The following is a 22,636-nucleotide window of genomic DNA, read 5'->3' on the forward strand; positions in this document are numbered from 1 at the left end:
AATAAGAAGCGAATACGGGAGGTTGTCTTCATTAATCAAATGAAAACAGTCTCCCGCATTATATTACTAAATATTAATTGAAGTAATACAGGAACACTGCGATTCCTTCCAGCGCTTTTTTGGGCTGGTCTTTGATTTCAATAGCAAACTTGATTTCTGCTTTTGCCACACCACGCAAGTTAGTCAGTGAGTGTAAAGTAGTCACCAGACGAATACTTTGTCCGGACAGCACAGCCTGACCGAATTTCATCTTATCCATACCGTAGTTAATCATCATTTTCAGATTATTTACCTGAATAATCTGATTCCACAAGTAAGGAAGCATAGACAATGTCAGATATCCGTGAGCAATTGTGCTATGATAAGGACTATCCACTTTAGCACGTTCTGTATCTACGTGAATCCATTGATGGTCCAGTGTTGCATCTGCGAAAAGGTTGATGCGTTCCTGAGAGAGTTCGACATAATCGGATACACCTATCTGTTGACCTACTAACTTTTCAAATTCTTCATACGAGTTGATAATAACTTTCTCCATAGTCTCATCATTTTATGGGGGTTCTACATATAATTATGAGGGCAAAAATAGGAAAAATAAATGATATGCCGTCTATTTACCGCACAAATGCAAAAACAAAATACAAGAAAATGCTTTATCCGTTGACTGCCTTTTTTAGTGCATCGCTCAGTATGCTGTATCCTTTACCATTCAGATGTAAATCGTCAATTGTCAGCCCGGGATTCAATCGCCCGTCCTGAAGTAAACGGTCGAACACATCCAGACAGACAATTTCCGTTCCTTCCAGTCTGGCATGTATCTTCTGATTAAGCATACGGATAAACTTGTTTACTGCCGTACTATAATCATCATAATCGTTGCGGGGAAAAATACAAAAGAGATAAGTTTTCAGAGAAGGAATGGCAAGAACAGCCTTCACATAGCGTTCCACATATTCATCTGCATTTTCATCGTTCAACCGGTAAATGTCATTGGTACCGAACTGGACTACCACATAACAATCGGAAGTATCCACCGAAAAGGATTCGACATATGCCAAACCTTCTCCGGGAGCACCGTAATTCATACATTCCCATTGAGGAAAATAAATATTCAGTGCCCAGAATGCCATGTGACTGTTACCTACGAATGCAAATTTGGGTCTGTCTTCCATCTTATTGTTCTATATTCGTTCCAATTACAGAACAAATATAGAACAATATTTCGTAGATTTACCTTATTTTTGTATCCATAATTCTGTTATGACGAATCAATGATACATTTTTTCGACCAACCGGTTTCCCATATTGCACTACCGGAAAGGTTTACATATCCTTTCAACTATACTCCTCATCCGCTATGCGTATTAGCGGCTGAAGAAGTCAAAGCATATATTTCGACACAAAAGGAGTGGCAAGAGGAATTGGCTCCCGGCAAAATGTTCGGAGTACTCATAGTACAACCCCAAGAGGAGGAACCTTCCCCAATTGGCTATCTCGCTGCCTTTTCGGGCAATCTGGCAGGAAAGAACCTGCATCCGTACTTCGTACCTCCTGTATATGATTTGTTGCAACCACAAGGATTCTTCAAAATAGAAGAAGAACAGATTTCTGCTATTAATGCCCGTATCAGTGAATTGGAAGTTAACCCTCATTATCTGCATTTAAAAGAAAAGCTGAATGCAGAAACAGAGCAAGCCAATCTGGAACTGACTCAAGCCAAAGAAAAACTAAAGGCAGCCAAGGAAGAAAGAGAACTTCGCCGCAACTCATCCCCTGCCCTGTCAGAAGAAGAACAGGCCATTCTTATTCGCGAAAGTCAATATCAGAAAGCGGAATTCAAACGATTGGAACGGGGATGGAAAGAACGGATCAAAACTCTGGAAAAGGAGATCGCCACTTTTGAAACGGAAACAGATAAGCTGAAGACCGAACGGAAGAAACGCTCGGCAGCCTTACAACAAAAATTGTTCGAACAGTTCCGCATGCTGAATGCAAGAGGAGAAATTAAAGACTTGTGTACTATCTTTGAGCAAACCGTGCACAAAACTCCCCCTGCCGGAGCAGGAGAATGTGCCCTGCCTAAATTGCTGCAATATGCTTACCTTCATCAACTAAAGCCATTGGCAATGGCAGAGTTCTGGTGGGGAAACTCTCCGAAGACGGAAGTCCGGCATCATGGTTATTATTATCCTTCGTGTAAAGGAAAATGTGAACCGATTCTACAACACATGCTGCAAGGATTGAAGGTAGATGAGAATCCACTCTCGGCCAATGCCCACAAGAAAGAAGAATTAGAGATTGTATTTGAAGATGAATGGCTGGTGGTGGTCAACAAACCATCCGGCATGTTATCCGTTCCCGGCAAGGAAGAAGAGACAGATTCCGTCTATCACCGTGTAAAAGCCAGATATCCGGAAGCTACAGGGCCAATGATCGTACATCGGCTGGACATGGCAACTTCCGGATTGTTACTGGTCGCCAAAACTAAGGAAGCTCATCAACATCTGCAAGAACAGTTCATGAATCGCAGTATCAAAAAGCGTTATGTAGCCTTACTGGACAGGAGCGAACTGAATGGATTACCGGCAGAAACAGGAACCATCAATCTTCCTCTTTGCCTCAATCCGCTCGACCGTCCCCGCCAAATGATCAGTGAAGAATACGGCAAGCCGGCTGTTACCGAATACCGGATTCTGGACTATTCCGATAAGTACATACGCATCGCCTTTTATCCATTAACAGGACGTACCCACCAACTACGGGTACATGCCGCCCATCATCAAGGGTTGAACTGCCCCATTCTGGGCGATGAACTCTACGGAAAAAAGGCGGACAGGCTCTATCTCCATGCCGAATATCTCGAATTCCGCCATCCCGTTTACGGAGATATTATCTGCATACAGAAGGAGGCGGAATTCTAAGAATATTTTCTTCGGCTGTTTTCTTTTAATTATGAAACGGCACTTGTCAGCACCTGCCGTTTCAACCTGCGATAGACGTAAATAAATGCAGGTATCAGAAACAAATCAGCTGCTACCCATGCCATCGGATCACCGAAACAGACGGCTATAAAGCCAAAAGCCGGTACGGCACAAATACTGACAAGAATACGTGCAATCATTTCCGACACTCCGGAAAACATGGCAAGATTGGTGTAGCCTACTCCCTGAATAGTATATCGCAGGATACAGAGTAATCCAAGCATCGGAAAGAAAGAGACTGATATATGCAGGAAAAGTTCTGTTTTCTCCAGAATCTCAACTTCCGAAGGGTCTACAAAAATCAGAGCAAAAGACTTGGCTCCCACCATCAGGATCAGGAAAGTCACGGCTGTATAGACAACCATCATCAGCGTACTGGCTTTAATCCCCGACCAGATACGTTCAGGCTTTCCGGCACCGTAGTTCTGGCCGCTAAAGGTAGCCATAGCCATACCCAAACTCTCCAATGGACAGAGGAAGAACATCTTGATGCGCATGGCAGAAGTAAATGCCGCCACACATGCCGTACCCAGCGCATTGTTTGCACTCTGAAGCATGATACTTCCGATAGCCGTAATGGAGAATTGCAATCCCATGGGAACACCAATGGAAAGTAACGTTTTCGCCAGTTTAGACTGATATTTCCGCTCTTTCGGTGTGCCGCGCAGGATGTCAAACTTCCGGTACATATAAATATAGCAAAGTAAAGCGGAAACTCCCTGCGAAAATACCGTAGCAATGGCAGCTCCCATCACTCCCCAGTCTAATACCAGAATACAGAATAAATCGAGAATGATATTGAGTATCGTAGCCAACACCAGAAAATAAAAAGGTGTCTTGCTATCCCCCAAAGCACGGATGATACTCGACAACAGGTTGTAGAAGAACGTACAAGGTATCCCGATAAAAGTAACAAGCAGATAAGCGTACGCCCCTTCAAAAATATTCTCCGGTGTACGCATCATCTTCAGGATATCCGCGCAATAAATACTAGTCAGAATAGCAATAACCACAGACATCACAACTGCGAGTTGCAGACTGACAGAGACGTAGCTACGCATCGTACTATAATCTCTTGCCCCGAACTTCTGAGCTACGGGGATACCGAATCCTCCGCAACATCCGTTGCAGAAACCCAGAATAAGGAAAACGACTGATGTGCTGGCTCCGACAGAAGCTAACGCATTAATTCCCAAAAACTTTCCAACGATTGCAGCATCAACAAGCGAATACGTTTGCTGCAACAGATTGCCGAACAAAAGCGGCAGAGTGAAATTAAAAATCAGAGGTAATGCCGGCCCTGCCGTCATCTCTTTAGAAGTTGCCATACGTCTATGTCCTAAAAATTGGCTGCAAAGATACTGAAAAATCCGGTTGAGAGATTCTAAACCTATGCCCTCTTTTTATTGACATAAGTCAAAAAAAGACGAAATGGCGGAAATCTCCTATCTCTTCACCAGTCTTTTCGGCGAACCATGCCAGGAACAGCCCAAACAATAGACCTCCGTCATATCAAAACCATCGGTAGAAGCTGCCGGATCTTTAGGCACGACTTCTCCATTTTCGAGTACATAGACCAAAAGGCGCTCTTTACGGTCATTCACTACATATAGGGCAGCAATCTTGCACTGCGGACATAATAACTTTCTCATGCCGCAAAGATACGCATAGTTTCCAGCAACAACAACCATTCCTCTTGAAGTTATTTGCAGAATATGCAATCCGTTTATTATCTTTGCCCTATGGAAACTGATAAAAAGCCACGTATTACTCAGGAAAAGAGAACAGTAGAGATCATGATTCGTCTCTATTGCCGGAAGAAAGAGAAGAATGCAACTCTTTGTCCGGAGTGCGAAGAACTGCTCCGCTATGCACATGCCCGTCTTGATCACTGTCCCTTCGGAGAGAAGAAAAGTTCGTGCAAGAAATGTTCCGTACATTGCTACAAGCCTGCTATGCGCGAACGGATGCGGGAGGTTATGCGGTTCTCCGGTCCCAGAATGTTGCTCTATGCTCCGATGGAAGCGATACGCCACTTATTCTCCTGACCGGTAAATTTATCCTAATGATTTTTCCAGAATCCCGGATAGAAAAGTAACAGCACACTAAAAAGTTCCAGTCTGCCTATCAACATCAGGAAAGAAAGAACCCATTTGGCCAAGTCCGGCAGAGAGTTCCATGAATATGCCGGGCCACAGCCACCCAATCCCGGTCCCACGTTACCGATGCTGGAAATTACCGTACTGACTGATTCAGAGAAACCTACTCCTAAAAACAAGAGAATCGCCCAGCCTATCAAAACAATAATCAGGTAAAAAGCAAAGAACAGTAATACGGTCGTTACAATGGACGGAGATACCGTCTGTTTGTTAATCCGCACCGGAAGTACCGCATTGGGATGAAGCAGATGCTTGAATTCATTTCGGATGGAACGAGCCACAATCAACAGGCGCATATTCTTGATACCTCCACTGGTAGAACCTGTACAACCTCCCGAAAGCATCGCTATAAATAACAATAACCATGTAAAAGGGGGCCACAAATTATAATCATCCGTGGCAAAACCGCAGGAAGTATGTACCGTAGCTACCTGAAACAATGATTTACGAAAAGCCAGTTCCCAACCATAATTATTCTGAAATACCAGTGCCAAAGTGATCAGCAGTGTCAATATCCCGACAGATGCCAGAAACCAATGCGTTTCTTCATCCTTAAACAAACGGCTCACTTTCCCTTTCAGACACATCAGGAATAAAGAAAAATTAATGCTCGAAATAATCATGAAGATAGCAACCACATACTCTATATACGGAGAATTCCAGTAAGAAATACTGTTTTGTTTGGTAGAATACCCTCCGGTCGCAGTAGTAGCAAATGATTGACAAATGGCATCGAACAAGTCCATTCCTCCGAACATCAGCAGAATGGTTTCCGAGACAGTCAATATCAGGTAGATAGTCCACAGCCATTTGGCCATTACATTAATTTTCGGATGTGTGCGGTCATGAGTTACTCCGGTAGTCTCAGCAGAAAAAAGCTGTACTCCGCCCGTAGTAAAGATAGGAAGAATGGCAATCGTAAAAAAGACAATCCCCAACCCGCCGATCCATTGCGTGAGGCTACGCCAGAAAAGCATTCCATGCGAAAGAGATTCGATATCATCGAGTATTGTAGCTCCTGTGGTGGTGAATCCGGACATCGTTTCGAAGAAAGCATTGGTAATGGTATCAATGCTTCCACTAAAATAGAAAGGCAGCATCCCGAAAACCGTAAAGAATAACCATGAAAGAGTTACCACGCAATACCCGTCCCGGCGACTCATCCGGTTCTCCGCTCCCCGTCCGTAAAGTAACAGCAATCCACCTGCTACGGCATTAATCACACAAGTATAAAGAAAATACTTATAGTCATCCTCTCCGTATCCCAACGAAATACCGGCGCACAAAAGAAACATTCCCAGCTCAATAAAAAGCAATGCCCCAAGCACTCGCCCTATCATCTTCGGATTGATCATACTATTGCTTTTGGCACGTGCATACACACTATTATCTGATATATACTCTTCCATAACTCATGAATTACTCTGCACGACTCCCATAGCCAATAGTATGCCAAAACAACGGCATTCTTTTTAAACAGCTATCTATCAGCCCAATATTATTTCCACTTTGAAAAAGCATAAAGCCTCCACCCTACCAAAATGGAAAGGTTTCCTATCAAAATGAAAAGGAGGACTTTCAAAATGGAAAGTTCCCTTTCAAAATAGAAAGATTTGATTATCTTTGTTCCAAAAAAATGAAACGAGCCATTATCATAGGTGCTACCTCCGGTATCGGGAAAGAAGTTGCCAAATGCCTTTTATCCGAAGGATGGCAAATCGGAATAGCGGGCAGGCGCCAGTCAGCTCTTGATGATTTCCGGCAAATCGCACCGGAGCGGATAAAAGTTCAGGCGCTGGATGTCACTCAGGAAGACAGTGCCGGAAAGCTGGATGCGCTTATTCATCAGTTAGGCGGCATGGACTTATTCCTTCTCAGCTCCGGCATCGGTTTCCAGAATATGAACTTGAATATGGAAATCGAGTTGAATACTGCACGTACCAATGTCGAAGGTTTCACACGGATGGTGGATACCGCATTTTCCTATTTTAAGCACAACGGAGGCGGACATCTGGCTGTCATCAGTTCGATTGCCGGTACCAAAGGATTGGGAGTTGCCCCTGCCTACTCTGCCACAAAGCGTTTTCAGAACACTTACATCGATGCTCTTGAACAACTTGCCCATCTGCAAAAGTTAAACATTCACTTCACCGATATCCGACCGGGATTTGTAGCTACCGACTTACTGAATGACGGAAAGCATTACCCGATGCTGATGAAAGCCGGTCAAACTGCCCGTCACATTGTCCGTGCACTTCATCGGAAACAGCGGGTAGCCATCATCGACGGACGCTACCGCATACTCGTATTCTTCTGGCGAATGATTCCCCGATGGATATGGAAACGGATGCCGGTAAAAACAAAATAGCAAGATTGGATAACCGAATACCGATGAAAAGCAACTATATTTGTAAGCAGATAAAAGAGAGTTATTTATCATACTTTTAATCACTTAAATAAATAAAAGATGGAACAGAAAATTTGTCAGAGTTGTGCTATGCCGATAGATGAGTCTACATTCGGAACAGAAGCCGATGGCAGTAAAAATCAAGAGTATTGCCATTATTGCTATGCAAACGGGCAGTTTACCAAAGAATGTACCATGGATGAAATGATTGAGCTCAACCTGAACTACCTTGATGAGTTTAATAAGGATTCGGAAGTGAAGTACACGATAGATGAGGCGCGGGTAACGATGAAAGAGTTCTTCCCTCAACTTAAAAGATGGAAACTATAAACTAAAAAGGGACTGACCCGAAAGTTCTTCTTCCAAACGTTTCTTTGTTACCAATATCCATTGCCACAAAGAGAAAATAACTTTTCGTTCTTTTAGGTCAGCCCCTGTTTATCTAATTATCCGCATTCATCTCCGGATGGCGTTCAAGCCATCTCACAGCATAAGAGCAGGTAGCTTTCGGCTTCATCCCGTTGGCGAGTGCAAAGTCATAAGCAGCTTTCACCAGTGCGGCAGCAATCCCCCGTCCTTCTATCGGTTTGGGGACGATGGTATGAATAATATCGAGATAATCACCTAACAGGCGATATTCTACAAAAGCGGTGCGACCGTCAACTTCCGTCTTGAACAGTTTCTGTTCGGGCTGATGAGTAATTTCGTAATCCATGATGTCTATTTTTTAAGTTGTTCAATCCATTGCAGCCGGCTCGTATCATAACCACGACGTTCGGCGGCAGTGACCAATTTCTTTTTTATTTCTTCCGTCAACTGCGGGGTACGGCTCAATATCCAAAGATATTTATCGGTACTGCTGCCGATAAGGGCATAGTTGTAGTTCTCCTGATCCAGTTCCAACACATAATAGTCAGAATAGAAATTCAGAAAAAAAGAAACTTTCAGCTTACCGGGCTGCGCGGGATCGGGAATCTTGGCATGTCCGGTGGCTGTCCGGCAAATATCGTAAGGTGAGTTACGCTTGCAACCCCGATTCTCTACGCGGATCGTCCCATCGGGACGGAGGATATAAGTGGCAGTCACTTCTGTCAGTCCACGTTCAAAACGATGGTCATACCGGGCGATCTCGTACCAGAGCCCCATATATCGCTCCAAGTCAAGATGCTCTACCGTATGACGATCCGTTTCTTCAAAAAGCTTCTTGATGGTGGGCACGGAAAAGTGAAATCCGGCTTCCAGCAAGCGCGTAGGACGTACATTCTGTCCGGCTGTCAGAAAAGAGGCGGCTTCACCATACAGTAAACGAAAGACAGTCTGAGGAACAATAAAAGTAGTCCAGGCATGATACGCCTTTCCCATCGCGCGTGTAAATGAGAGTTGTGAAACGGATTGAGGAGCAACCAGATTGAAAACACCTCTCAGTTCTTCATTCTCTATAAAGAAGACCATAGCGCGACAAAGGTCGTGAATGTCTATCCACGGAAAAGGTTGCGTACCCGGCCCTATGGCGGCGGCAACTTTCGTTGCACGCAGCGGTCGGAGCATCTGCTGCATCGCTCCTCCATCGGGAGAAAGCACGACCCCGAAACGTGTAATAACAAGTCTTGTCGGTTGCGGACAACGTTTCGCTTCCTTCTCCCACGCATAGCAAAGGTCAGACAGGAAACCATCGCCACGAGTCTGAGTATATTCGTCCGATTCCACCAAAGAAGGATAATAACCTACGGCGGATGCCGAAATCATCAGTTTCGGTTTGGTTTTGACAGCATTCAAGGCACGGATAATACGGTGTGTCACTGTGATCCGGCTATTGAAAAGTTCTTGCTTATGCTCCGGTGTCCAACGCTGATTAATGGGAGCGCCTGCCAGATTGATAATGACATCGCAATGCGTCAGCGTCTGAACCAAAAGTCCGGACATACCTTCCCGAAACATCGCCCTTCCCAGAGGAATGATCCGGTGTCCACCCTTTTCGGTCAGATAGCTAGAGAGATGTTTGCCTATATATCCGGTGGCTCCGGTCATTGCTATATTCATCTTGATTCTTCATTTTTTCAACTATACTAGAAAAACGTATTAAAAGCAGAAAAGGTTCTTTTATTATACGAATAAATATTATTCTAATAAATAAACCTTATCTTTGCACAGACATACAAACTATAAAAACAAAGACTTGTGACTAAAATACACATACTTCTAGTTCTATCGATATTCTTACTCTATTCCTGCTATTCAAGAGAACAGACCGAGGCATCATTCATACAAGTTGAATCCCTGCTAGAAGAACATCCCGACAGCGCATTGCAATTACTTCAAACATTGCCTACACTGCAAGAGCTTTCTCACAAAGAATCTGCCCGCTATGCCCTACTTTTAGCACGTGCAACAGATAAATGCGAGAAATCACTGCTACCCTGTGATTCATTACTGAATCTAGCTTTGCGTTATTATGACGACGACGAGAAAGAGCGGGCTGTAGCTTTACTTTATAAAGGACGGTTGGAAATAGAAATAAATAGCCCCAAAGAGGCTATTACCCATTTGCAAGAAGCGCTGACCATATTGAAAGACTATCCGAAAGAAATTGAGATCAAACGACATACGCTCAGCTCATTGGGAAATCTTTATTTCGACGTAAATTACTATGACGAGGCGTTTAAAGCATATCGGGAACTATATAAATGCTGCATCACAGATAAAGATAAATCTGTTGCATTAAATAGTTTTAGTTTATATTATTGTACACAAGACCAAAAAGATTCGGCAATAATAATCCAACGTAAAGCACTTGACTATGCGTTAGATTCAGGTGACTCTTCTATGATAAGCATATCCGAATTCAATCTAAGCATTAGTTACGATGAATTTGAAGAAGCAGATTCGGCATTGTATCATGCACGCAATGCCATTAAATGGTTTCCACAAGGAAAGATACCAGGAAGTTATTATGGTCATCTTGGAAGCTTATTGTACGAAAGAGGAGAAAATAAAGACTCTGCCATCTATTATCTCAATAAAAATTTAGAAGATACTAAAAATATAGCAGGTAGAGGCGCTGTTTTATTAAGTTTGTATGATATTGAAAAAGATCTAGGAAACTACAAAGCTGCATCTGCCTATTTAGAAGAACATGTAGAAATTTTAGATTCTATGTATAGTACAGAACAATACAGCGAGCAACAACAACTCATTAATAAATATAATATCAAAATTCATATTAGGGAAGAGCAAATAAAAGAGCAACATCGACTTCAGCTCATAATTACACTCTTCATTTTTTCTTGCTTACTTATTATATTGTTCTATCAATACCATATTAACAAAAGAAAAAGAATACAACTTCTATATCAACAGAATTTAAAGCAAACCCAATATAAACTATCTTTAACGCAGACTATCATTGAAGATAATCAATCAATAATCAGTTTGCTGCAAGAAGAACAACGTAATCTGAAACAAGACCAAGCGAATAAGATAGATGAAATACAGGAAAGAGAATCTACAATAGAAAGACTTAGACAAGAAAAGCATGAACTGAGAAATTGGTTATTTACCCAAAGTGATATATACAAGAGAATTATCGCCCTTTCGAAACAAGAAGTATCTGACAAAAAAGCAATGAAGGTATTAACAAATGCAGAACTAAAGAAACTTCAAAAGACTATTTTCGAAATTTATGCCGATTATATATCATACTTACAAAAAAAGTATCCCAAGTTGACCGAAGAAGATATTTTATATCTCTGCCTAAATGAGGCAAAATTACAACCTCTAACTATTGCACTTTGTTTCGGTTATAACAATACGCATCCCATTAACCAGCGTAAATTAAGAATAAAAGAGAAAATGAAAGACGAAGAAATGTAAAGTGTGACTACTGATTTCATTATTTCACTAGTTATCAACATATTACAAAACAGGAATGTGACTGCAAATATTATTCATCTATACTAATACTCCATACCTTTGCCTCCATAAATCAATAAAAGAATTGAATATGAAAGCAAAGTTTTTATTTATCTTATTATCGGTATTATTTATTATACCAACGAGTGCAGCAATACTAAATAAGCATAAGCACAAAATTCGCCTTACCTCATTTACTCTAAGGAACAAAGCAACAACTCGTTCTCCTATTGAATTTGATATGGATGTGCAAGAAACCGACAGTTGCCTACAAATCATCTTTCTGTCACCTCTGCCGGATGCAGAAATAACTATTACAGATAAAAACGGGAAAACCATAGTTCATGAACCTCCTACCTTCATAAACAAAGGTCAAACATTGTATATAGAAACTCCAAACGGTTATCCTTATACAGTAAAGATTATCTCTCCCATAATGGATATAACCGGAGATATTGTAGAAGAAGAAAGCGAATAAAAAAATAAAAAAAGATGAGACTAAACATTTATTTGATCGGAGCATTCTTCGGAATGTTTATTCTATCATCGTGCGGGAACGATGATAATGAAACTCCTGCTCCTAAAGATGATTCATGGTATTGGGGATACTTTAAAGGTACTATAAACGGAAAAGAAATAGCAGTAGAAAATGTAGGACATGGTGATTGGCCAGTTCGTACATCTAAACATATTTTAAACTATTTACCTTCTGAAGAAGATGAGCCTAATTCCATAAAAATGAAAACAGTGATAGGAATGTCTACAGGGATAAAATATAGTGAAAACGAATCAATGGGTATAAATATCTTTGATTTATACATGGGAGTACGTTATATTACACTTTCTACAAGATCAGATTTCATTTATGATGGAATACAAATAAGTCGAGATACACAAAGCGATGAATATGAAAATAGATATATTCTTTATATTCCCAAAAAGGAGAACCCGTTCCGAGCAGAAGTCATCAATCTGACTTATGCAGACGACACTCATCCTATTCTTGAAGTAAAACTTGACGGAGTACTTTATCGTTTAGATAATCCAAAAGATTCTATTATAATCAATGGTTCTTACGGAACCAGATAATTTTTATCTATTACTAACTTTCATAAAAAACATGCATTATGAAAAAGGTTTTATTAATGCTCGCAAGTGCATTTTTCATGTTTTCGTGTTCTCAAGAGGAAGGAACTTCTCCTATCAATGAGAATACAAGTAATTCACCCGTATCAGCAACTGCTGATGCACAACTAAAGTTCGCCAAATTACTGTCACAAGCCGCATCCAGCAATGTTGAAGTACGTAGCTTTTTAAAGAAAGAAGCTTTAGCACAATTCGACAATGACTATGACATTTTCTATCCAATGATTAAAGATAAAAAAGTATTCGGCGATCAAAGTTTCAGAGATGTATTGCTATCCTACTGCAAAGAAGCAAACGAACTGTCTGAAATAGAACAGTCTCTTCCTCTACTAAATATAATGATTCCGGATTTATCTCTATTCTGGGATTTTAATGCAGCAACTTGGGATACAAGCGACAAAGAAGTAGCTGTATTATGCAGAGATGACAAAAACAACACACTGTATGAAAATGGTGAAAACATTGGTAATATGGTAAAAGGAGATATTCCCGATTTTCCTTGCCTTGTTGTGAAAAACAACGAACGCATGAAAGTTACTAGTATTAATACCAGATCAGGAGAGGCTACTTATGAATTTATAAGTGACGCTTTTGATGGGAGCAAAAAGGTGCAAACCCGGCATTATGATGCTGACAATGATTTAGAAGCAACCGAAGATTTGAATAAATATGTTAGCAAAGATGTAGTAGCCACAGCTATTAACGCCTGGCGAGAATTCAAAAATGTTCCTAATGCCTGCCAAAGAGATTATATTTATTATGGTATTAATAAAACAAATACTCCCGGAACCTTAAATAGAAATATCAGAGAAAAATTATACCGATTCAGAATTAGTGCTACTGCATTTGGAAGAATTGCAGATGCTGACGGTGATCAAAGATTACAAAATTTAACCCAAGCAAAACGCTACCTTTCAAATGAAGAAATTCTTCAAAAGATATGGACGGATGGTAATTTTGAATTCCGTTTCAAATCGTATATTGCCGGAGAAACAAATAAAGATGCGATGGAACATAAGCTTGTATTTTCTATAAAGGCAAAAGATGTGTTCTCTATAGAAAAAATACATCTTCATCATAAAAACGGCACAGCATTCAGACAATCAAAAAATTTCTATTCGGTAGATATCAATAACCTAAGATCAAAATGGATTTACCCAGAACAGCTTAATGCAAATATTGACAACAAAGTTTTCATGTTACCATGGGATTTATATAATAAAGCCCTTTCCATTCATATGTATGTTGAGGAATTCGATCCCGATCAAACAATAGAAAAAACAGTAACTGTAGTAAATGAATTCACAAACAAAGCCGATTTTTCACTTGAAGGAGGTGGTAGCATAGATAGTGTTAAATTATCTGCCAAATTGGGATATGGCTTCTCTCATACCACTACCTCGACAAATACCACTACTGTTAAAACTTCAGTCGGTTCTGACGAATTGGGAACTCTTTCCTTCTTCTTCTACGACCCTATTATCAGAGCAGAATCTAATAATACCTATAAACTATATGACGTATCTAGCGGTGATGTAACAGCAACAATCTTACCGATTAATCTTATCACTACTAAATAAAAGATATAAATACAACATATATAGTTTATAAAATAACACTTAGATTAGATACTTACTGACTATCTATAAGCCATCTATATCAAATAATAAAACTAGACTTTAACTTGATATTCAGAACATTGTGAAGGAATTTAAACTTTAAAGCAAGATTAAATCCTTCACTCTGTTTTGAATATTTTTATATATCTGTACAAGAAGCAAACCTTATATCTTTTTCCTCCGATCACATATAACTATTGTATCGTTAATGCCGAAATATAAGGTAGTACATATTAGAATAAAAGCCAGCCACAACAATACATAAAGAACGCTTCACCAACCTTCTATATCAGTAATATTTTCCAGTTTCATATATGTGAGCCATTCAGACCATATACGTGAACCGATGAGACCATGCATGTGAATCTATTGATTCACGTACGTGAAACGAATCTACATTACTATCAAAAGATATTAATGTAACATACAAAACTGCTTAATAAACAACACATAGCCTATTAATGCAGGTATATCATCCTACAAAAGGAGCCAGAATTCCACTACTTAACAGTGACAATAGAAAAGCAGAGGTCCTTTTATTGTCACTCTATTATCACTACTTATTATCACCGTCATGTTATTGGTTAATAAGCTTCTAAGTCTAAAAAGTGATAAGTGATAATAAGAATCACATTAAAATGCCTGGTCCTTCGTCACTTTTTGTTCAACCGGTTTAGTTTAGTTCTGACTAATAAATATTATATTTGCATGAGAACATTTATAAAATCATAAATAGAGACTATATGATAGAAGCACCCGAAGCCCGTTATCTCTGCGAACAACTCACTGAGACAGTTGTAGGAAAAAGAATAACAGATGTATTTATTCAATTCAGCCCTCACAAATTCGCTTGGTTTAACGGCAATTCCGATGAGTTTGCCGAATGGCTGGTCGGTAAGAGAATAAACGGTGCACAGTCTCAGGGAGGCATGGTAGAGATAACAATAGAAGATAAAGTGCTCGTACTCACAGACGGAGTAAATCTGCGTTATCTGACTCCGGGGACCAAGCTGCCGGCCAAGCATCAGTTACTTATCGCATTCGAGGATGAAAGCTGCCTGATAGCTTCCGTACGGATGTACGGCGGACTCATGTGCTATGACAAGAATGCCGCTACGGGCATGCTTTCCGAATATTACCGGATAGCGAAAAGCAAACCGCAAGTGATGACAGATACCTTCAGCAAAGAATATTTTCTCGGACTGATTAATGAGGAAGGCGCACAGAAGAAATCTGCCAAAGCTTTTCTTGCAACAGAGCAGACTATTCCGGGATTGGGAAACGGTGTATTACAGGACATCTTGTATCATGCCCACATCCATCCGAAGAAAAAAATAGCCACATTAACAGACAAAGAGAAAGAAAATTTGTTCTATCAAGTAAAGGAGACCATGGACGATATCTACCGGCAGGGCGGACGAAGCACGGAATCGGACCTATTCGGAGCGAACGGCAAGTACGTTGCTTGCCTCTCTAAAGATACGGCAGGCAAAGCCTGTCCCCGCTGCGGAGAAACCATCGTCAAGGAGAATTATCTTGGCGGTAGCATTTATTATTGCCGTGGTTGCCAGATATTGGAATAAGAACCCAACCAATGACTAAAAGAAAACAGAAAATGAAGAAATTTACCAAGATCAACTACATTCTAACCTTTATATTAGTATTCTGCATCGGAGCTACCCTCCCCATCCTGATCGGTAGCAGCCATGTAGACGAGCAGCATTCCGCCAAATCGGAAGTGCCTTATTGCGTCACCCCACCCACCGTCCCCGAACAGGTCACCTTTGACGGAGAGACAATCGACCTCCGCCGCTACGACCGTCGTGAGCGGATGGACCGGGAGATGATGGCATTCACCTATATGCACTCCACCACTATGCTACTCATCAAGCGTGCCAACCGTTACTTCCCGATAGTGGAACCGATTCTGAAAGCGAACGGTATCCCCGACGACTTCAAATACCTGATGGTTATCGAAAGTAACCTCAACAACATAGCCCGTTCTCCCGCCGGTGCAGCCGGATTATGGCAGTTCATGCCCGCTACCGGACGCGAATTCGGACTGGAAGTGAATGAAAATGTAGACGAACGTTACCACATCGAAAAAGCAACGGTAGCAGCCTGCAAATACTTCAAACAGGCTTATGCCAAATACGGAGACTGGATGGCAGTATCCGCTGCCTACAATGCCGGACAAGGACGAATTTCGTCCCAACTCGACCAGCAGCTTGCCAGTCATGCGATGGACTTATGGCTGGTAGAAGAAACTTCCCGGTATATGTTCCGCCTGCTGGCAGTCAAGGAGATATTCAACAATCCGCAACGATATGGATTCCTGTTGAAAAAGGAACACCTATATCCGCCTATCCCCTACAAAGAGATCACCGTCAGCACCCCCATCGCCAGCCTGAGCGATTTTGCCAAACAGCAGGGAATCACGTATGCCCAACTTCGGGATGCTAACCCTTGGCTGCGCGAACAAAGTCTAAAGAACAGGACCGGAAAAACATACGTTCTCAATATACCGACACAAGAAGGAATGTATTATGATCCAAAGAAAACCGTGGCATACAACAAGCATTGGGTAATAGATTGAGAAGCAAGCATTCTATGAATAACAAGTAACTGATTATTCGCATGAGACTGAAAGAAAGAATCCATCATTTCCTGCATAACGAAAAACTGAAACATAAGTTATACGTTATCATTTTTGAGTCGGACACTCCTTCGGGAAAGCTGTTCGATGTGATTCTTATCGGTTGTATCCTTGCCAGTGTGTTGCTTGTCATTATAGAAAGTCTGAAAGGACTCCCCTCCTGTCTGACCACTCCATTTGTCGTAATGGAATACCTATTTACCGGTTTCTTTACTTTTGAGTATCTGACACGGATCTATTGTTCTCCCCGTCCCAAGAAATACATCTTCAGTTTCTTCGGTATCGTGGACCTGCTGGCTACCCTGCCGCTTTATATCGGTTTACTGTTTCCGGGAGCACGCTATCTGCTTATCATCCGCGCATTCCGGCTGATACGGGTATTTCGTGTCTTTAAACTGTTCAACTTCTTAAACGAAGGCGAACGGCTGCTCACCGCACTGCGGGAAAGCAGTAAAAAGATTGCTGTATTCTTCCTGTTTGTCGTGATACTGGTTACTTCCATCGGAACGCTCATGTATATGATAGAAGGGAATATTCCCGGCTCTCAGTTCAACAACATCCCGAACAGCATTTATTGGGCCATTGTCACGATGACTACCGTAGGATACGGAGATATCACTCCTGCCACCGGACTGGGAAAGTTTCTTTCAGCATGTGTCATGCTGATCGGCTATACCATCATTGCAGTACCTACCGGCATTGTGTCCGCCTCTATGATGAAGGACTACAAACGGAGAAGAGACAAAGAATGTCCGAACTGCCATCGTTCCGGACACGAAGACAATGCGAAGTTCTGCAAGTATTGCGGACATGATTTAAATCCGGACCTGTGATTCAGGTCAACGTCGTCTGAATATCCGTTCAAACAGGAAAATAAAGATACATCCTGCCCCATAGCAGACGATATCTTTCCAATCGAACGTAGATCCCAGAATAATTCTTAATGCACGGTTGGTGATTCCCAGCGTTTCCACCAATTGAAAATATTGCAGAATTTCGACAAAGCAGGCGAACAGGAAGACATAAAACGGCAGGCGGGGAATCCCTGTCGGGATGAATATACGCACGAAGCTATACACCAGTACTACCACCAAAGCATCTCCCATATAAGGACGTACGAAACTATCACGCACATACAAGGCTATGAGCACCTCTATACAAAATATCATCAGAAAACTAATGATGTAAAATATCCTTTTCTCCATTTCTTATTCAATCTTTGGCGTGATGCACGGTTTTGACTGCGAATATACGATAAAATGCAGACGCTACGTTCAAATATTACTAAATTAATAGCACAAAAAGAGAAAAGAATTGTATATTTATAGGACTAACCGTTTTTTAAGAAAAAGACAGAAGAAACAAAAGAACAGAAGAAATAAGAACAGAAAAACAAGAACTAAAGAAAGAAACAAACAAAGAAAAGAAAGGAGACCGAACCTATGATGTTGAACGTTGATTTTATGTTAAGATTACTGGTCGCAGGAATACTGGGAGCCATCATCGGACTGGACCGTGAATACCGTGCCAAGGAAGCCGGATACCGCACTCACTTCCTCGTATCATTGGGCAGTGCCCTGATTATGATTGTTTCGCAGTACGGATTTCAGGAGATCATCAAAGAAAACAGTGTGACACTCGACCCCAGTCGTGTAGCGGCACAAGTAGTAAGCGGCATCGGATTTATCGGTGCGGGAACCATTATCCTACAGAAACAAATCGTCCGCGGACTGACTACAGCCGCCGGTATATGGGCCACAGCCGGCATCGGTCTGGCAGTCGGCGCAGGAATGTACGCCATCGGCATAGCCACTACCGTGCTGACTCTGATCGGACTGGAACTACTCAGCTATATCTTCAAAAGCGTAGGCATGAAAAGCTCAATGATCGCATTCTCTACTAACAACAAAGATACTTTAAAGCAGATAGCAGACAGATTCAATTCAAAAGATTATATGATTGTCTCTTACGAAATGCAAACACTACATCCGGGTGAAATGGAATCCTATCAGGTCACAATGGTCATCAAATCGAAACGGAACAATGATGAAGGACATCTGCTTTCGTTGATGCAGAACTTTCCGGATGTAACGGTGCAGCGGATAGAATGAAGAAATTCATCATTTCTCATTTCCCTGCTTTTCCGTCAAATACTTCCAGTAGCGAACAGGCATATCCTTTTTATGCTTTCTCGGATTCATACGTTCCTTGATGCAGATAGCCTTGAAATACGTTTTCCAGAGTTTCTGAAAGATCTTCTCGTTCTCATCCATCAGACTCTCGTCCAGCATGCCCGTAATCAGATGAGCGGCCTTGCTGTCGTCATCAAAAGAGATCGTAGTCACTTCCTGCAAATCATAGTAAAAGCCATAACGTCGCTTCATATCATAGACAATCCACTTCTGATCGGCAAAGCGGTCCTTGAAGTGCTGGATAGTCAGTGGTAAGGCATTGTACTGCGGTTCAAAGGCAGCAAAGAAAGTACCGTCCGCCGCTTTCTGAAAACGTACGAACTGCATCAGATGCACCCGTTCACCATCCACCTTCTTCCAAATCTGAGCAAGCTGAAGTACATCCGGATCACCGAAGTTAGTCTCGATAGAGCGAGGAGCGTCAATCGCCTTACGGATATAACGAAAAATAAGCATCCCTATATTCGGCAATTCCGACAACCAGCTCTGGGTGAGGCAGCCGAGCGCGGAAGCGGAAACCTTCTTCTGCAAACCACGCCACACACGGGCGGCTTTCTCTTCGTCGGTGACCACCGTATGCAGCTCATCGTAAAACAAAGGCAACGCATCCCCTTCCGACAACAGGAAATCGGGAAAGGTCTTACGAAAATAAGCGTCGAAGACAGCAGTCAGCAACCCGTCAAAGGTTTTATCGTAGATATAAACATTCATTATCTCCCGGTTTTACAATACATTCCAGACATCTTCTTTATTTCTATTCTCCGAAATCCAGTACCAGCTGCCGGTCATCCACCTTCTTCTTCGGCTTCGGGAGCAGCAGGCTGCGTACCCGCTGCGGAGAAAGCTCGTTCACCGTCTGCATCTGCAAAGGCAGTTCCCTGCACGTAATGAAGTACTGCGCTTTTTTCATCACTACGCCTATCTTCTTCAATTCATAAAAGCCCAGACGGGAAAAACGGCGGGATGCCACAATCAGCTTAGCCGACTTCACCCCGATACCCGGCACACGGAGCAACAGTTCATAATCTGCCTTATTGATATCGACCGGAAACAGTTCCGGATGACGCAAAGCCCATGAGAGTTTCGGATCTATCTCCAGGTCGAGATCGGGATAAGCGTCATCCACTATCTCGTCCACTTTAAACTGATAGAAGCGCAGCAGCCAGTCCGCCTGATAGAGACGGTTCTCGCGTACCAGAGGCGGTTGTTTCAGTGCGGGCAGCCGCGTATCGTATGTGTTCACGGAGACATATCCGGAATAGTAAACACGCTTCATCGTCGGTCGCCCATAGAGAGCCGACGAAAGGAAAAGAATATCTTTATCCGACTCGGAGGTAGCTCCTACAATCATCTGCGTGCTCTGTCCCGCAGGGGCAAAGCGCGGAGCGTGGCGAAACTTCTGCCGTTCTTCCTTGCTTTCGAGCACTCCTTGCTGAATATACTTCATCGGGGCGAACACACTCTTATGGTCCTTTTCGGGAGCGAGCAGTTTGAGGTTTTCCTCTTTGGGTATTTCTACGTTGACGCTGAGACGGTCGGCATACAGACCGGCTTCATTCACCAGTTCCCGGCTCGCTCCGGGAATGCTTTTCAGATGGATATATCCGTTGAAGCGGTGCACTTGACGCAGATCTTTCGCCACGCGTACCAGCCGTTCCATTGTATAGTCGGGACTACGGACCACACCGGAACTGAGAAACAAGCCTTCGATATAGTTTCGCCGGTAAAATTCAATTGTCAGTTCCACCAGTTCGGACACAGACAGGGTGGCGCGGGGAAGATCATTGCTGCGCCGGTTGATGCAGTAGGCACAGTCGTAAATACAATAATTGGTCAGCATGACTTTGAGCAGGGAGATGCACCGTCCGTCTTCGGCAAAACTGTGGCAGATTCCCCATCCTCCTACGGTATTGCCCAGCATGCCCGGTTTGTTGGAGCGCACTGTACCGCTGGATGCACAGGATACATCGTACTTGGCGGATTCTGCCAGAATCTTTAGTTTAGCGAGGACATTTTCGTTCATGGACTCAATCTGATTAGAGTCGCAAATATACGATTTTAATCGGAATGCTTGGGTGATAATGAACCAAATCACACGCATTTTGTTCTTTATAAACAAAACAATCAGTCTCTCTATATATAAAAAAGAGGATGCCCGTGGGAAAATGTGAGGGGCATCCTCTGCAAAGAACAGAAGGCGGAAAAAAAGACTTTCACAAGCATCGTTTTCCATCTGTTCACGTGGGGTTTTTCTTCACATTTAAGTGAAAAAAAGGGTTCATTACAGAAGTCCGGGCTTTCACAAGCACGGGCTTCCTCTTTTTACTCATCATGCAGGGTACCTCATCTTATTATTAATAGAATAGAGGAATAGGGAAAACCCCGCACGAGAAGTGGGAAAATATTATTCCGCAATACAGATACTTACCCGGTTTTCTTCCGGCACGCGGTAAGGCTGTACAGTATCTCCTTTAAAGTCCGTTACGATTCTGCTTGCTGCGATGCCTTTGGCTTTCAGTGCGTCGGCAACGTTCTTCGCACGTTTCTCGGATAAGGCCAGGTTGATTCTCGGATTACCGGTTTCTTTGTCGGCATATCCGGTGATGGCAACTTTGCTGTTCGGATACTTTTCCATGTATGCCACCATCGCGTCAATCTTCGACAACTGGTCATTCTGAATTTTCGCAGAATTTAAAGCAAAGAAAATATTTTGTTTCATCGGTTCCACTACTACTGCCGGTTCCGGTTTCGGCTGTGGCTTTTCTACCACAGGCTGAGGTTTCGGTTGCTCCACTACCGGTTCCGGTTCATAGTATACCGGGGCTGTTTTCTTATAGCTCTTGCCTAATTTGATATTCAGACCAACCAGAACATTGAACTGCCAGTCACAGTTGCCTGCCTTTTTGGAATTGAATTTGTCGGAAAGAGCATTTGCATTTCCTTCAATATTGATAGCCAGCCGGTCATTGAGGCGCAGGTCGCATCCCAGTCCAAAGCGTCCGGCTACAAGGTTTTGTTTGTCTTGCCACAGATACTCCAGTTCGTGAGATCTTGTGTCCAGTGCATTTGCTTCGTCGTTATCGAAAGCATGATTCAATCCTACGCCGCCAAAAATATATCCGTTGAATACACGTTTCGGATTAAAACCACAAAATAAAGTACTGAGGTCTGCCATAAGGTCCAGATTGCCTTGCAGATATTTGTATTGATAGGTTTGAGAAGGAGTGACCCATCCTGCCTTTGCCTGCCAACCGCTTACGCCTAAACGGGCTCCAAATGCGGGTGCAAACTTATACCCTACATTGACGGCTGCTGCCGGAGAGATCAAATCGGTAAAATCGGCTTCGCCTACTGTGTGAGCGGCTCCCGCCTGTACTTGCATAGACCAATGAGGTTTGAACACTGTCTTACCTTCTTCCTTGATTCGCTGTTCCTGAGCGAACGCCATAGTACTACTGACAGTAAGCAGAGATAATAATAGCAAATTTCTTATTTTCATAATATTTTTATTTTAAGTCTTATGAAAAACTTTGTGAAAAAGGGGGGGCCCTTCTGTAGAGCCCCCTT

General features: G+C 42.4%; 23 protein-coding genes. 12 read left to right on the forward strand and 11 right to left on the reverse strand.

Features of this window, described 5'->3' with window-relative positions; translation table 11 throughout:
* Positions 1-73: 73 nt before the first annotated feature.
* Both BLW31_RS02230 and BLW31_RS02235 read right to left on the reverse strand, forming a co-directional pair.
* Entirely contained in the window at positions 74-538 is a 465-nt protein-coding gene (locus tag BLW31_RS02230; RefSeq protein WP_004308264.1) for a MaoC family dehydratase, read from the reverse strand.
* 115 nt (positions 539-653) lie between these two features.
* On the reverse strand, positions 654-1,172 hold the full coding sequence (locus BLW31_RS02235) for an SGNH/GDSL hydrolase family protein (RefSeq protein WP_010537073.1): 519 nt from the start codon (positions 1,170-1,172) through the stop codon (positions 654-656).
* Between the two features lie 99 nt (positions 1,173-1,271).
* Between BLW31_RS02235 and BLW31_RS02240 the strand changes: the two genes are divergently transcribed.
* Positions 1,272-2,921 (forward strand): RluA family pseudouridine synthase, encoded by a 1,650-nt coding sequence (locus BLW31_RS02240; RefSeq protein WP_010537072.1) that lies wholly within the window; start codon positions 1,272-1,274, stop codon positions 2,919-2,921.
* 29 nt (positions 2,922-2,950) lie between these two features.
* Here BLW31_RS02240 and BLW31_RS02245 read toward each other — a convergent pair whose 3' ends face one another.
* Both BLW31_RS02245 and BLW31_RS02250 read right to left on the reverse strand, forming a co-directional pair.
* Positions 2,951-4,309, reverse strand: a complete 1,359-nt coding sequence (locus BLW31_RS02245) for an MATE family efflux transporter (RefSeq protein ID WP_010537071.1) — start codon at positions 4,307-4,309, stop codon at positions 2,951-2,953.
* A 117-nt stretch (positions 4,310-4,426) separates the two neighbouring features.
* Positions 4,427-4,672 carry a hypothetical protein gene (locus BLW31_RS02250; RefSeq protein ID WP_010537070.1) on the reverse strand — a complete coding sequence of 82 codons (246 nt, stop codon included), beginning with the start codon at positions 4,670-4,672 and terminating at the stop codon, positions 4,427-4,429.
* 51 nt (positions 4,673-4,723) lie between these two features.
* Here BLW31_RS02250 and BLW31_RS02255 point away from each other — a divergent pair, with 51 nt between their 5' ends.
* On the forward strand, positions 4,724-5,029 hold the full coding sequence (locus tag BLW31_RS02255) for a nitrous oxide-stimulated promoter family protein (RefSeq protein WP_022302063.1): 306 nt from the start codon (positions 4,724-4,726) through the stop codon (positions 5,027-5,029).
* Between the two features lie 14 nt (positions 5,030-5,043).
* On the opposite strand, the gene BLW31_RS02260 is transcribed toward BLW31_RS02255, so the two are convergent.
* A complete protein-coding gene (locus BLW31_RS02260) occupies positions 5,044-6,549 on the reverse strand; it encodes a TrkH family potassium uptake protein (protein WP_010537068.1) in 1,506 nt (501 codons plus the stop codon).
* A gap of 227 nt (positions 6,550-6,776) precedes the next feature.
* Between BLW31_RS02260 and BLW31_RS02265 the strand changes: the two genes are divergently transcribed.
* A complete protein-coding gene (locus tag BLW31_RS02265; RefSeq protein WP_010537067.1) occupies positions 6,777-7,508 on the forward strand; it encodes an SDR family NAD(P)-dependent oxidoreductase in 732 nt (243 codons plus the stop codon).
* 99 nt (positions 7,509-7,607) lie between these two features.
* Positions 7,608-7,877 carry a zinc ribbon domain-containing protein gene (locus BLW31_RS02270; RefSeq protein WP_010537066.1) on the forward strand — a complete coding sequence of 90 codons (270 nt, stop codon included), beginning with the start codon at positions 7,608-7,610 and terminating at the stop codon, positions 7,875-7,877.
* A gap of 112 nt (positions 7,878-7,989) precedes the next feature.
* Here BLW31_RS02270 and BLW31_RS02275 read toward each other — a convergent pair whose 3' ends face one another.
* Together BLW31_RS02275 and BLW31_RS02280 are read right to left on the reverse strand one after the other, a co-directional pair.
* On the reverse strand, positions 7,990-8,262 hold the full coding sequence (locus tag BLW31_RS02275; protein ID WP_010537065.1) for a GNAT family N-acetyltransferase: 273 nt from the start codon (positions 8,260-8,262) through the stop codon (positions 7,990-7,992).
* A 5-nt stretch (positions 8,263-8,267) separates the two neighbouring features.
* Positions 8,268-9,587: a TIGR01777 family oxidoreductase gene (locus tag BLW31_RS02280; protein WP_010537064.1), complete on the reverse strand. Its 1,320-nt coding sequence runs from the start codon at positions 9,585-9,587 to the stop codon at positions 8,268-8,270.
* A gap of 138 nt (positions 9,588-9,725) precedes the next feature.
* Here BLW31_RS02280 and BLW31_RS02285 point away from each other — a divergent pair, with 138 nt between their 5' ends.
* The 7 genes from BLW31_RS02285 (at position 9,726) to BLW31_RS02315 (ending at position 17,710) form a co-directional block, all read left to right on the forward strand.
* Positions 9,726-11,417, forward strand: coding sequence for a tetratricopeptide repeat protein (locus tag BLW31_RS02285; RefSeq protein ID WP_032836810.1), 1,692 nt, complete (start codon positions 9,726-9,728; stop codon positions 11,415-11,417).
* Positions 11,418-11,547: 130 nt separating this feature from the next.
* Positions 11,548-11,934 (forward strand): DUF3244 domain-containing protein, encoded by a 387-nt coding sequence (locus BLW31_RS02290; protein WP_010537062.1) that lies wholly within the window; start codon positions 11,548-11,550, stop codon positions 11,932-11,934.
* 14 nt (positions 11,935-11,948) lie between these two features.
* The gene (locus BLW31_RS02295; protein WP_010537061.1) at positions 11,949-12,545 is read left to right on the forward strand and encodes a DUF5025 domain-containing protein; all 597 of its coding nucleotides are present in this window, start codon (positions 11,949-11,951) and stop codon (positions 12,543-12,545) included.
* A 38-nt stretch (positions 12,546-12,583) separates the two neighbouring features.
* Positions 12,584-14,182: a hypothetical protein gene (locus tag BLW31_RS02300; RefSeq protein ID WP_029425379.1), complete on the forward strand. Its 1,599-nt coding sequence runs from the start codon at positions 12,584-12,586 to the stop codon at positions 14,180-14,182.
* Positions 14,183-14,964: 782 nt separating this feature from the next.
* Positions 14,965-15,804, forward strand: coding sequence for a DNA-formamidopyrimidine glycosylase family protein (locus tag BLW31_RS02305; RefSeq protein WP_010537059.1), 840 nt, complete (start codon positions 14,965-14,967; stop codon positions 15,802-15,804).
* A 32-nt stretch (positions 15,805-15,836) separates the two neighbouring features.
* Entirely contained in the window at positions 15,837-16,817 is a 981-nt protein-coding gene (locus tag BLW31_RS02310) for a lytic transglycosylase domain-containing protein (RefSeq protein ID WP_022302058.1), read from the forward strand.
* Between the two features lie 41 nt (positions 16,818-16,858).
* Positions 16,859-17,710 carry an ion transporter gene (locus tag BLW31_RS02315; RefSeq protein ID WP_010537057.1) on the forward strand — a complete coding sequence of 284 codons (852 nt, stop codon included), beginning with the start codon at positions 16,859-16,861 and terminating at the stop codon, positions 17,708-17,710.
* A 6-nt stretch (positions 17,711-17,716) separates the two neighbouring features.
* Here the strand turns inward: BLW31_RS02315 and BLW31_RS02320 are convergent, their stop codons facing one another.
* Positions 17,717-18,082 carry a ribosomal maturation YjgA family protein gene (locus BLW31_RS02320; RefSeq protein ID WP_010537056.1) on the reverse strand — a complete coding sequence of 122 codons (366 nt, stop codon included), beginning with the start codon at positions 18,080-18,082 and terminating at the stop codon, positions 17,717-17,719.
* Positions 18,083-18,319: 237 nt separating this feature from the next.
* Between BLW31_RS02320 and BLW31_RS02325 the strand changes: the two genes are divergently transcribed.
* Positions 18,320-18,988, forward strand: coding sequence for an MgtC/SapB family protein (locus tag BLW31_RS02325; RefSeq protein ID WP_010537055.1), 669 nt, complete (start codon positions 18,320-18,322; stop codon positions 18,986-18,988).
* Positions 18,989-18,997: 9 nt separating this feature from the next.
* On the opposite strand, the gene BLW31_RS02330 is transcribed toward BLW31_RS02325, so the two are convergent.
* The 3 genes from BLW31_RS02330 to BLW31_RS02340 form a co-directional block, all read right to left on the reverse strand.
* Positions 18,998-19,780 carry a TIGR03915 family putative DNA repair protein gene (locus tag BLW31_RS02330; protein WP_010537054.1) on the reverse strand — a complete coding sequence of 261 codons (783 nt, stop codon included), beginning with the start codon at positions 19,778-19,780 and terminating at the stop codon, positions 18,998-19,000.
* A gap of 43 nt (positions 19,781-19,823) precedes the next feature.
* On the reverse strand, positions 19,824-21,092 hold the full coding sequence (locus BLW31_RS02335) for a putative DNA modification/repair radical SAM protein (RefSeq protein WP_010537053.1): 1,269 nt from the start codon (positions 21,090-21,092) through the stop codon (positions 19,824-19,826).
* A 381-nt stretch (positions 21,093-21,473) separates the two neighbouring features.
* Positions 21,474-22,568: an OmpA family protein gene (locus BLW31_RS02340; protein ID WP_010537052.1), complete on the reverse strand. Its 1,095-nt coding sequence runs from the start codon at positions 22,566-22,568 to the stop codon at positions 21,474-21,476.
* Positions 22,569-22,636 lie beyond the last annotated feature (68 nt).

Origin of the sequence: Bacteroides faecis MAJ27 (genome assembly GCF_900106755.1) — a bacterium.
In the GTDB taxonomy this organism is placed as follows: Bacteria; Bacteroidota; Bacteroidia; order Bacteroidales; family Bacteroidaceae; genus Bacteroides; species Bacteroides faecis.